Origin of the sequence: Bizionia myxarmorum (assembly GCF_008086205.1) — a bacterium.
GTDB classification, from domain to species: domain Bacteria; phylum Bacteroidota; class Bacteroidia; order Flavobacteriales; family Flavobacteriaceae; genus Algorimicrobium; species Algorimicrobium myxarmorum.
Genome location: NZ_VSKK01000001.1, coordinates 1,181,180 through 1,193,866, shown reverse-complemented (window position 1 = coordinate 1,193,866; position 12,687 = coordinate 1,181,180). Strand labels below are relative to the sequence as shown.

General features: G+C 34.6%; 10 protein-coding genes. 5 read left to right on the top strand and 5 right to left on the bottom strand.

Annotated features, from left to right (window positions below; genetic code table 11):
• Positions 1-95 precede the first annotated feature (95 nt).
• From surE to lpxB, 3 genes are read left to right on the top strand one after another with little or no spacing between them, the layout of a single operon-like run.
• The gene (gene surE / locus ES674_RS05365; RefSeq protein ID WP_148402942.1) at positions 96-872 is read left to right on the top strand and encodes a 5'/3'-nucleotidase SurE; all 777 of its coding nucleotides are present in this window, start codon (positions 96-98) and stop codon (positions 870-872) included.
• Positions 865-1,149, top strand: a complete 285-nt coding sequence (locus ES674_RS05360) for a hypothetical protein (RefSeq protein WP_148402941.1) — start codon at positions 865-867, stop codon at positions 1,147-1,149. The genes surE and ES674_RS05360 overlap by 8 nt, the downstream gene beginning before the upstream one ends.
• A 1-nt stretch (position 1,150) precedes the next feature.
• Entirely contained in the window at positions 1,151-2,266 is a 1,116-nt protein-coding gene (gene lpxB / locus ES674_RS05355; protein WP_148402940.1) for a lipid-A-disaccharide synthase, read from the top strand.
• Here the strand turns inward: lpxB and ES674_RS05350 are convergent.
• Positions 2,256-3,419, bottom strand: a complete 1,164-nt coding sequence (locus ES674_RS05350; protein WP_148402939.1) for a DNA cytosine methyltransferase — start codon at positions 3,417-3,419, stop codon at positions 2,256-2,258. The two genes, lpxB and ES674_RS05350, sit on opposite strands and share 11 nt — an antisense overlap.
• A 173-nt stretch (positions 3,420-3,592) precedes the next feature.
• On the opposite strand from ES674_RS05350, the gene ES674_RS05345 reads away from it, so the two are divergent.
• Both ES674_RS05345 and ES674_RS05340 read left to right on the top strand, forming a co-directional pair.
• Complete coding sequence (locus tag ES674_RS05345; protein WP_148402938.1) at positions 3,593-4,054, top strand: C40 family peptidase; 462 nt, start codon at positions 3,593-3,595, stop codon at positions 4,052-4,054.
• A gap of 67 nt (positions 4,055-4,121) precedes the next feature.
• Positions 4,122-6,116: a ComEC/Rec2 family competence protein gene (locus tag ES674_RS05340; protein ID WP_148402937.1), complete on the top strand. Its 1,995-nt coding sequence runs from the start codon at positions 4,122-4,124 to the stop codon at positions 6,114-6,116.
• 8 nt (positions 6,117-6,124) lie between these two features.
• On the opposite strand, the gene ES674_RS05335 is transcribed toward ES674_RS05340, so the two are convergent.
• The 4 genes from ES674_RS05335 to ES674_RS05320 all read right to left on the bottom strand — a co-directional run bounded on the left by ES674_RS05335 (position 6,125) and on the right by ES674_RS05320 (position 12,644).
• Positions 6,125-6,673 (bottom strand): thioredoxin family protein, encoded by a 549-nt coding sequence (locus ES674_RS05335; RefSeq protein ID WP_148402936.1) that lies wholly within the window; start codon positions 6,671-6,673, stop codon positions 6,125-6,127.
• Positions 6,674-6,759: 86 nt separating this feature from the next.
• A complete protein-coding gene (locus tag ES674_RS05330) occupies positions 6,760-8,547 on the bottom strand; it encodes a peptide MFS transporter (RefSeq protein ID WP_148402935.1) in 1,788 nt (595 codons plus the stop codon).
• An 11-nt stretch (positions 8,548-8,558) separates the two neighbouring features.
• Complete coding sequence (locus ES674_RS05325) at positions 8,559-10,388, bottom strand: peptide MFS transporter (RefSeq protein WP_148402934.1); 1,830 nt, start codon at positions 10,386-10,388, stop codon at positions 8,559-8,561.
• 63 nt (positions 10,389-10,451) lie between these two features.
• The gene (locus tag ES674_RS05320; RefSeq protein WP_148402933.1) at positions 10,452-12,644 is read right to left on the bottom strand and encodes a S9 family peptidase; all 2,193 of its coding nucleotides are present in this window, start codon (positions 12,642-12,644) and stop codon (positions 10,452-10,454) included.
• Positions 12,645-12,687: the final 43 nt, after the last annotated feature.

The following is a 12,687-nucleotide window of genomic DNA, read 5'->3' as shown; positions in this document are numbered from 1 at the left end:
TATTCAAACGCTATTAATTTTTTGTTAAACCAGATAAATTCAGACATTACGCATGATTTTATGTATTTTAGCTTCTTGAAGAATCGGCAATATATATGACAAAAAGACCTCTTATTTTAGTAACCAATGATGACGGTATTTCGGCGCCTGGTGTTCGCGCTTTAATTGAAGCCGTAAAAGATTTAGGTGATATAGTTGTAGTTGCTCCGGACAGCCCACAAAGCGCTATGGGACACGCAATTACTATAAATTCTACGCTGCATTTAGAAAAAGTTACTATTGATGATTCTGGCCGAATAGAATATAGTTGTTCAGGAACACCTGCCGATTGTGTAAAGTTAGCAGTAAAAGAAATTTTAGGCAGACGTCCAGATCTTTGTGTATCGGGTATTAATCACGGATCCAATTCATCAATAAACGTAATATATTCGGGAACTATGAGTGCCGCATTAGAAGCTGGTATTGAAGGGATTCCGGCTATAGGGTTTTCACTTTTGGATTATAATTATAATGCCGATTTTACTGCCGCCAAAATAATTGCTACTAAAGTAACCCAAGAAGTTCTAAAAAACGGCTTACCAGAAGGTGTTGTTTTAAACGTAAACATTCCAAATATTTCTACTAAAGATATTAAAGGCATTAAAGTTTGCAGACAGGCAAAAGCCAATTGGGAAGAAGAATTTGATAAACGTCAAACCCCTCAAGGCAAGGATTATTATTGGTTATCAGGCAAATTTGTGAATTTAGATAAAGGTGAAGATACGGATGAATGGGCTCTGGAAAACGGTTATGTTTCCGTTGTTCCCGTTCAATTTGATTTAACAGCACACCATTATGTTCAGCAATTAAATACATGGAATTTTAATGATTAAGAAAGAAGTTTTTATTGGTTTTTTTGTTGGTCTAGTTGCCAACGCCATTGGCGTTTATTTAGCCGCAATGTTTTTAGGAACGCACGACGATTTTATATTAGCGCTAAAAAATGCATCAGCTGAAGGATTTTTAGGAAAATTGGTAAGTCTAGGCGCTATTTTAAATTTGGCCGCCTTTTTTATATTTTTGAAAAAGAAACAAGATTATCGCGCACGAGGTGTGCTTTTAGCAACAGTTGTTATTGCTATTTCCACCTTTCTTTTTAAATTTATGTAGTATGAAATATTATATAATTGCGGGTGAAGCTTCCGGGGATTTACATGGTTCTAATTTAATGAAAGCTTTAAAAAATGAAGATTCTCAAGCTGAATTTCAGTTTTGGGGTGGCGATTTAATGCAAGCTGTTGGTGGCACTTTGGTAAAACATTTTAAAGAGCGTTCTTTTATGGGTTTTGCGGAAGTTATCATGAACCTTTCCGCGATTTTTAAGGATATTGATTTATGCAAAACCGATATTCAATCCTACCAACCAGACGTTATTATTTTTATAGACAATTCTGGTTTTAACTTACGCATCGCCAAATGGGCGAAACAACAGGGTTTTAAAACAAATTATTATATTTCTCCTCAAGTTTGGGCGTCACGAGCTGGTCGTGTTAAACATATTAAGCGCGATATTGATGCTATGTACGTTATTTTACCTTTTGTAGAAACGTTTTATAAAACTCATAATTATCCTGTAAATTTCGTGGGACATCCACTTATTGATGCTATTTCTGGGCGTGATCAAGTTGATGAAGCTACCTTTAGAGCAGAATACGAATTAAGCGAAAAACCAATAATAGCCTTATTACCAGGAAGTAGAAAACAAGAAATCTCTAAAATGCTTTCGGTAATGTTGAGTTTAGTTGAAGATTATCCGACGTATCAATTTGTGATTGCTGGTGCACCAAGTCAAGATTACGAGTTTTATAAGCCCTTTATAAAAAATGCCAACGTGCATTACATTGCCAATAAAACCTATGATTTATTAAGTGTCTCTTACGCCGCTTTAGTAACGTCAGGCACAGCAACTTTGGAAGCGGCGCTATTTAAAGTTCCAGAAGTGGTATGTTATAAAGGTAGTTGGTTATCCTACCAAATTGGCAAACGCTTAATTAAACACATCAGCTATATTTCATTGGTGAATTTAATTATGGACAAGGAAGTTGTAACCGAACTAATTCAAGATGCGTTTACGCGAAAGAATTTAAAATTAGAATTGGATAAGATTTTAGATAAATCCACTCGAAAAACCCTGTTTTTGGAATATTACGAATTAGAAAAAAAGTTAGGCGGTAAAGGTGCTAGTGCAAAAACGGCGCAATTAATTTATAAGTCACTTATTCGGTAATCGGTAATTCATCAAATAATTTTTCTGTTGAAATATCTGTTCCATCAAGCGTTTCCTTCAAGATTTTAGCGACCGCATAACCCAACAATGGCGGCACCGCATTTCCTATTTGCTGATATTGACTCAAGCCTTTCTCCCAACTCATTTTTGTTCTCATACCTTGAAAAATAAAATTATCAGGAAAGGACTGCAATCGCGCACCCTCTCGAGCTGTAAAATTTCGATGTAAAAAAGGATGAATAAAATTACTTTGAAACGAAGCTGCAATCGTTGGCGCGGGTTTATTAGCATGCAAGCGTTGATTATTTTGTGAAAAAACAATTTTCGATTTCTCTTTGGGATTTCCACGTTTTACCGCAGCATGCTCCTGCGAAACATGCGCTAAAGATTCGCCCGCTTTTATTACCTGAAACCGATTGATTAATCTTTGGGTATGGCGCATGGCCACATGATTATTGACTTTTTTACTATCCTTTCTAATAAACGCCTGAAAGTTATTTTGGGCTTTGGTTTCATAAGTCATTTTTTTAGTTCCCTCGGAAGCTTTTATTTGGGGTAAATCTGAAATTGCTTCCCAAACAGTAACGGGGTTTTCATAGATTTTTTTAGGGAAAATTGGTTGCTTCTCTAAATCCTTCCGGATGCCAATCATGATAACACGGTGTCTATTTTGCGGCACACCATAATCTGAAGCCAGCAAAACTTGATAATCCACTTGATACCCTATCCCAGCATTTTCAAAAGCCTCTCTCATCAGTTTAATAACTTCACCTTTTTGCATGGAAAGTAATCCTCGCACATTTTCCATAACAAAAGCTTTGGGTTGCAAATCGGTAACCACACGAACAAATTCATAAAACAATTCGTTTCTTGGATCGTCTTTTACTTTATTCCTGTTTTTATTGGCTAATGAAAAACCTTGACATGGCGGACCTCCAATAACCACATCCGGATTATTAGTTATTATATTTTTAATTTCAGTTGTTGAAATTTCCCGTAAATCTTTGGTAATAAACGGCACATTTGGAAAGTTATGGGTATATGTTTTTTCGCAATTTTCATCCACATCACTTGCAAAAACCGTTTCAAAACCAGCCCATTTAAAACCCAGTGCTAAACCACCACAACCCGAAAACAAATCTACTACATGCATATTCCAAAATACTATTATGAGCTAAAAGTAACCGTTTTAAAATTGGTGAGCAATGAACTTTTAAAGATGTATTTATTTTTTTAAACAAAATTGTGTATTTTCGGGATATGCAAAAAGCTTTTATCATCCTACTCTGTTTTTTATGTTTTTCGGCATGTAAATCGTCCATAAAAGTGACTAAAACATCGAAACGCACACATAAAACAGCGACAGCTCCTAAAGCAAGAGTGTCTAAAAATACAACTTATGACGCTAAAGCTGAATCTATTATAGATTACGCTAAAACCTTTGATGGTGTAAAATACAAGTATGGTGGCACTACCAAAAAAGGTATGGATTGTTCTGGTTTAATTGTAACTTCCTTTCAAAAAGAAGCCATTCAGTTGCCAAGATCTACCTCTCAATTAGCCGTTGTGGGTGATTGGGTTGACGTAAAAGAGGTTCAAAAAGGCGATTTATTATTTTTTGCAACCAGTAAAAATAGCAGAAATGTTAATCATGTTGGCATTGTTACCGAAGCTAGAACGGGCTTTGTGGAATTTATCCACGCATCTACAAGTCGCGGTGTTATGACTTCCGAATTGTCGGAGCGCTATTGGTATTTCGCTTTTGTTCAAGCACGACGTATATTGTAAGATATTTTTGTAACTTACTATTGTGAAACTACTTGATTTCCCAATAGTTAAACTAACATGTTGTTTCATGTTAGGCATTCTAGTGAGTTTGCATTTGGCATGGTCACTCGCGCTTTCTGTACTGCTAACTGGCATACTTCTACTAGCTTTATTAGTCCTCTACTTTTATAACAGAAATCAGTTTAAACAGCATATTTGGTTTGGGCTAGTTGCGTATGTAACTATTATAAGTTTGGGAAACCTAACGGTTATTACGCACAACCATTTACACAAAGAAAGCCATTATACCCATCACTATGATATTTCAGAAGCGCAAATTTCGCAGTTTCAAATTAGCATTTCAGAAGTACTAAAACCAAATGCTTACAATAGAAAGTATATTGCTAATTTACAAAGTATAAATGGTAAACCCGTTTCTGGAAAAGTGTTATTGAATAGTTCCAGAATTGACAGTATTTCGAGATACGCAGTGGACGACAAATTGATTGTATATGGCAAATTACAAGAACTTTCCAGACCATTAAATCCCTATCAATTTGACTATAAAAAGTATTTAGAAAACCATCATATTTATGCTCAAATATATAGTAATCCAGGAGCTATTTCGGTTCTATCTACCAATAAACATAGTATTTATGGTTACGCAGACTATGTCAGACAAACCTTAAACCAAAAACTTAAAAAATATGAATTTGAGCCATCAGAGTTAGCCGTTATAAATGCTTTATTATTGGGTCAACGACAAGATATAGATGCCAGTTTATATACTGATTATGTCAATGCAGGCGCCATTCATATTTTAGCAATTTCCGGTTTGCATATTGGCATCATTCTCCTTATTCTGCAAGGACTGTTAAAACCGTTGGTTTTCGCCAAAAATGGTCACTATATAAAAGCCATTATAATTCTTATCATTCTATGGACTTATGCCGTAATTGCAGGCTTATCACCTTCTATTTTGCGCGCTGTAACCATGTTTAGTGTCATTACGGTAGGGATGTATTTAAAACGGCCTTACAACATTTACAATACCTTGGCTATTTCGGCTTTTGTACTTCTTATTTGTAATCCCATGCTCCTTTTTGAAGTGGGTTTTCAATTAAGCTATTTGGCCGTTATTGGCATTGTGGCCATTCATCCGCTACTATATAATAAGTTGAAAACACGCTTTTGGCTTCCAAACAAAATCATCTCATTAATTTGCCTTTCATTGGCTGCGCAATTGGGAGTTTTTCCATTAAGTATTTTTTATTTTCATCAATTCCCCGGTTTATTTTTGCTTACCAACGTGGTAATTATTCCATTATTAGGATTAATTCTCGGCTACGGATTAATTGTTTTTTTGTTCGCAGCATTGGATATACCGAAATCATTATTCACAGATGGATTTGGTGAGGTAATAAGCACCATGAATCAATTCTTTAAATGGATTGGTCAACAGGAAGCCTTTATTTTTAGGGACATTCCAAGTAATTGGTTTCTGGTAATTGGATTTTATCTAATTACCCTGCTGGTTACTCAATATTTTATTTCGAAATCTTACAGCCGTTTAGTAGTTGCTTTATCTTGCATTTGCCTATTCCAAATAGGATTATTCTTCACTAATTACTGGTATCATAGTCAAAATGAAATGCTCGTGCTTCATAAAAGCAAACACAGTATTATTGCGAATAAACAAGGATACAACCTTTCCATATTTCACAATCTAGATACGCTCAATACGATATCAGATTATAGTATTTCGAATTATAAAGTTGGAAATTTCATCAAGGAAGTACGCTATAAAAATCTACCAAATAGTTATACGTATAATAATCAGCAATTTTTAGTGATAGATAGTTTAGGAATTTATAAAAACTTGACCTTTCAACCAGATTATGTTATTTTGAGCCAATCGCCCAAAATAAATCTGAATCGTTTAATTGATTCTTTGAATCCGAAAGTGATAATTGCGGATGGCAGCAACTACAAATCCTATATTAAAAGATGGGCAGAAACCTGTATAAACAGAAAACGCCCATTTCACTTTACAGGTGAAAAGGGCGCTTTTATATTGAAATAAACTAATTGCTAGTTTTTAAATTCGGGTTTAAAAGCTTGGGCATAAGCTTGAAAATCTTGCTGCGTTTTGAAAGCTGCATGATCATTATTTTTAAATAACTTTAGGTACAGTTCCAATTGCTGTGGCGTTTGGTAACCAATTACAGGCGCCAACAAACTTCCATCTTCCGCTAAATAAATAATTGTTGGATAAGAGCGAACACTAAAATAACGCGCTAATTCATGCCCAGAGTTTCGATTATTCGCTTTGGCGGGATTATAATTAGGATTCGTATATGTTTTCCCATTAAAATTTACTACGTCATTACCTTCTGCATTAAACTTTACAGCATAAAAATATTTATTTACATAATCAGCAACATCTTTATTTTGAAAGGTGTTTTTATCAAGCATTTTACAAGGACCACACCAATTGGTGTACATATCCATCATAATCTTTTTAGGATTTTTCTTTTGAAGTTTAACGGCTTCCTCCAAAGTTAACCAATTAATTTCTTGTGCTATTCCTACGGCGGAAAAACCAACGACTAGCATTAAAGTGATATATATTTTTCTCATGTTGTCTTTGTTGTTATATAGGTTTCGAACTTACAAAAAACGCGCCAAAAGGGCGCGTTTTATATCAATTTTAACAATTTTATCAATTAACGCACACCGTGCATTAATTTTTTAAGCAATGGGTTAAGAAGCATGGAAATGACACCCACTCCTAAAGGAACTAAAGTAAATATTAAAAAGAAAATACTTAAAGAGTATTGCTCGCTTATAGAGTCAATCATTCCTCCCATTTTTCCCGCAGCTTTTTGGCCAATAGCGATAGCCAAATACCAAATTCCAAACATAAAACCAATCATTCTACCAGGAACCAATTTACTTAAATAGGACAATCCTACAGGTGAAATGCACAATTCTCCCATAGTATGGAATAGGAATGCTACAATTAGAAATATCATGCTTACAGAGGCTGTTTTGGCTCCTTGAGGTACATCGCCAGTACCATATGATAAAAACGCAAAACCTAATCCTAATAAAATTAAACCAATACCATATTTCATGGCGGCACTTGGATTGTATTTACTTTCCCACCATTTCGAAAACAGAGGCGCCAATGTTATTATAAAGAATGAATTCAGAATCCCAAACCAAGAAGCGTCCACCTCGTTTCCATCCTGTGAAAATTTATCGATCAATCTGAAAATTACCAAAATCCATAAACCTATAAATGAAATAGCTAGAAAAACGTTAGACAAGCCTATTTTTTTATATGTTTTTTTAGCTAAAAGAATCAGTACCCAAGTAATAATCATTAATGGAACCGTTGTTAACAGCAAATCAACAATTTTGAATATCATGGCAGAATTACCAACTAAACTTCTATCCGTATAGTCTCTTGCAAATAAGGTCATAGATCCTAATGCCTGTTCAAAGAATGCAAAGAAAAATACGGTGAAAACTCCAAATATAGAAACCGCAATAATACGATCTCTCACGATTGGCAAATAGCGTGAAATTCTAGTAACTAATAAAATTAGAAATAAAATTAATGCTGAAAGTACCACAAAATTGGAACCACTCATATTACCTACTGTAAAAGGTAGTAAATTGGTATTCTCAATTTTTTCTAGTGGATCATTAAATAAGTACAATAATCCTCCCACAGAAGATAAAAGGATTAACACTTTATCAAACATTGTAAATGGATTCAGTTTTTCTTTAGCAACTGCAGACGTATCGTGTTCCTTTGGACTTTCCTCATTAATATTTTGAGGCAACTCTACTTCATGAACTCCAGATGGCTTTCCACCAATTTTTCCAAAAAGATCTTTTGCTAACCAAAATTGAATTAAACCTAATAGCATGAATATTCCAGCTAAACCAAACCCATAGCTCCAACCGTAGTTTTCTGCTAAATAACCACAAAGCATCATTCCGAAGAAAGCACCAGCATTAACACCCATGTAATAGATAGTATAGGCGCCATCTTTTTTGGACTCCTTACCTTTGTACATATCAGAAATCATAGACGTCATATTGGGCTTAAAAAAACCAGTACCTATTATTAGAAGACCTAAGCCTATGTAAAAAGTGTTTGTAGTTTCAAAAGCCATAGCAGCGTGACCTAAAGTCATAAGTAAGCAACCTATTACTACAGCTACGCGATATCCCGTATAATTATCTGCAATCCATCCGCCAAGAATTGGCGTAAGGTATAATAGTGAACCATATGTACCGATTAGAGATAAGGCATTTTCGCTTGTCCATCCCCAACCTGCATTGCCACCTACTAAAGGTGCCGTTAAAAATAAAATTAAAAGAATTCGCATTCCATAGAATGAAAAACGCTCCCACATTTCAGTAAAGAAGATGACAAATAATCCAGCTGGGTGGCCAATTACTGTATCCTTAAATAAATTTTCAATGTCAGTATTCATATACGTTATGTTTAATTGTTGGTAGGTTCTGCTACTTCATAGCCTTCATTTTCGTCTCCAATTTCGCGCTCATTATCTTCGGCACCATGTGTTAATTTCTTCAATTTCTTCAAGAATAATAACAACAATAGTCCGAATGCGACTGTAAATATAGTTAACCACATAAACGTTGCAAACTCTTGCTCACTTTGTTCTTCTTCTAAAACAAAAGACACACCGTAATCTTTACCATCTCCCTTATTTTCTGAAATTTGCGCCTTATCCATATCTTTTTCAAATACCAGTTTCGCATGATAAGGATTAGAAGCCGTAACATTATTTTCAATTAAATCTTGAAGTAATTTTTTAGTGTTGGAATCATCTCCATCAGACATATTAAACAACCCGTTTAAATCTTTTAAAGACGTATAATCTTTGAAAATCACTTGACCATTTTCTGGATAAACTTTAGACCTGATGCTAAAATTTTTATCTTCATTTATTGGATAATCATAAATCTTTACCACCTCATTCTTAAGGTTTTTCACTTTCATAGAGTCTTTAGAAATAAACGGCAAAACGTCTTGTTTACTAACAATCATTTCTCCTGTAAAAGATTCTAATTGGGAAGATTCACCAATAGTTCCAGCTAACTTGTTTCCAAAACCAGTGGCTGCAAAATAAACACCCATCATAATAGATGCGTATTTTAATGGTGCCAATTTGGTAATAAATGATAAGGATACTGGTGATGTACATAGCTCTCCAATAGTATGGAATAAATAGGCCAAGAAAATCCAATACATGGCTGCTTTACCAAACGTTTCAGCACTTGCTTCTTGTGATGCAAACATCATAAACACATAACCAAGTCCCATGATAATAGTACCAATAGCCATTTTGAAAATGGAAGATGATTCTTTCCCTTTCTTTTTCCACCAAATCCAGAAACCACCTACAATGGTCCCAAAAATGATAATATAACCCGCGTTAAGCGATTGGAATACGGCTGCTGGAATTTCTTGTAACCAACTTAATCCAATATTTCTATCGACTTTGGCATCTGTGTAAAGATTCATTAATCCGCCGGCTTGCTCAAAAGCACCCCAGAATACCACTACAATTAAGAAAGATATTAATAGAACAATAACACGATCTTTTTCAATTTTATTTAAAGGTCGTTTAGCTGCTAAACGCTCGGCTTCTGTAGCTTCACTTCCACCGGTAAATTCACCAACACCTTTTAAGAATTTCTGTCCCCAAATAAATACGGCCTGACCAACTAACATACCAATACCTGCTAAACCAAATCCGTAATGCCATCCGTAGTAATAAGCTACTAATCCAACTGTTATACTTGCTAAAAACGCTCCAATGTTAATACCAATATAGAAAATGGTAAAACCACTATCCCGACGAATATCGCCTTCATGATACAAACCACCAACCATAGTTGAAATATTTGGCTTTAGTCCTCCTACCCCTAAAATAATTAAAGAAAGACCCGTGAAAAAGGCCCAACTTTGCGGGATTGCCAAAATACCATGACCAACACATAGTAAAGCACCACCTACCATTACAGTTTTCTTTTGTCCTAAAAACTTATCGGCAATCCAACCTCCAGGAATAGAGGCCACATACACTAACATAGTATACCAACCATATAGCCAAAGCGCGTCTTTATTGGACCAGCCTAATCCTGGATCTATAGCTGTAGCCGAAGCTGCCATATATAAAACCAAAATACCACGCATTCCATAATAAGAAAAACGCTCCCACATTTCTGTGAAAAACAGGATAAAAAGACCTACTGGATGTCCAAAAAGTTCTTTTCTATGTATCACCTGAGTCGTATTTGCCATAATTGTATCTATTAGTTAGTAGTTGTTAGTTATTTAAATATTAAGCCGAAGTTACTTATAATTTTACTCGCTTATTTTATCGCCTAAAGTTTTGTCAATAAAATTAGTCATCTTTTTATATAAATGTAAACGTGTATTTCCGCCGTAAATTCCGTGGTTTTTATCTGGATAAATCATCCATTCAAATTGCTTATCCGCTTGAATTAATGCTTCCACCATACGCATGGTGTTTTGAACATGTACGTTATCATCACCCGTTCCGTGGATTAATAAGAAATCGCCTTTTAATTTATCAACGTGATTGATTGGTGAATTTTCATCATAACCACTTGGATTTTCTTGAGGCGTTGTCATATAACGTTCTGTATAAATAGAATCGTAAAAACGCCAGCTTGTAACAGGTGCCACAGCAATAGCCATTTTAAAAACATCATTTCCTTTAAACAAAGCGTTACTACTCATAAAGCCACCATAGCTCCAACCCCAGATTCCTATACGAGATGCATCAATATAAGATTCAGCTCCTAATTTTTTAGCGGCATCTATTTGATCTTCCACTTCGAATTTTCCGAGTTCTTTTTGAGTTACTTTCTTAAATTCAGCACCTTTATACCCAGTTCCACGACCATCCACACAAGCAATAATATATCCCTTTTGGGCTAAAAATTGATACCAATAGTCGTTTGCACTATTCCAAGTGTTCGAAACACTTTGTGATCCTGGACCTGAATATTGAAACATAAATAAAGGATAGGATTTAGAAGGATCAAAATTAGCTGGTTTAATCATCCACATATTTAAATCGTTGCCATTAATGGCGATAGTAGAAAATTCTTTTTCCGACATAACATAGTCTTTCAGTTTGTTTTCTAGAGCTGTATTGTCCTTAATTAATTTAATTTCTTTTCCGTTTTTCGCATTATTTAAAGTGTAAACAGGCGCCTTGGAAGCACTTGAGAAAGTATTAATGAAATAAGAAAAATCTGCACTAAAAGAAGCACTATTAGTTCCTTCATTGGTTGACAAACGCATTTTATCGCGACCATTTAATTTAATTGAATACACATCGCGATTGATAGAACCATTTTCTGTAGACTGGTAGAATATAGTTTTATGTTTCGCATCATAACCGTAATAATTAGTAACTTCCCAATTACCTTTCGTTATTTGGTTAATCAATTTCCCTGTTTCATCATAATGATAAATATGATTATACCCATCTTTTTCACTGGTCCAAATAAAGCTGTGGTCTTCTAAAAAAGTTAAGTTTTCCGTAACATCAACATAGGCATTATCATGTTCTTCCAAAATCAATTCTGTCGTATTTGTTTGGGCATTTACAAACCATACATCCAATTCATCTTGATGTCTGTTCATATATTGCGCACTTAAAATATCAGCTTTATTGGTCCATTCTATTCTTGGAATATAAAAATCACTATAAGTCTTACTTACCTTAACATCTTTTAATTCATCTGCATTCACATCATAAATATGCAAAGACACAATAGCATTTGGCTCACCTGCTTTTGGATATTTAAACACGTTTTGGGTTTGGTATAAATCCTTGCCATAAACATCCATAGAAAATTCTGGAACGTTTGCTTCATCAAAACGAATAAAGGCAATTTTATTACTGGCAGCATTCCATTCAAAGGCACGAACGAAACCAAATTCCTCCTCGTAAACCCAATCCGTAATACCGTTAATTATTTTATTTTTTTCACCATCAAAGGTTATCTGTTGCGTGTTTCCCGTTTTTAAATCTTTTACAAACAAATTATTATTATAACCGTAGGCTAATTTAGCACCGTCTGGCGAGAAAGTAGGCTCTTGAATTTTTTCTGCAGCCACCAGAGTTACTTGCTTGGTTTTGGTATCATATATATAATACATACCTAAAGAAGAACGTCTAAAAATAGATTCCACGTCAGTTGCTAAAAGTATCTGACTTTCATCATCGCTAAACGTGTAATCTGAAAAGTATTTAATAGCTTCCAAATTACTAGAATTTACCAATGTTGACACCTTATTTAAGGTTTTGTAATCGTAAACGTCAATAGTTGTTGAACCAGCAGCTCTATCAAAATTTAGCACTGAATATTGCTGACCATTGTTCATAGAATGTAAAGCGTCCATGCCTTGTGTTCTAAAAGTGCCTGACCAAATGTCTTCAAGTGAAATTTTAGTATTTTGAGCCGTTGAAGCAAGGCTTGTAATAAAGCAAACTAACAGAAGTTGTTTTGTGAATTTCATTAAAAATAATATTAAGAATAAAAATATGTCAAGTTTACTAAAA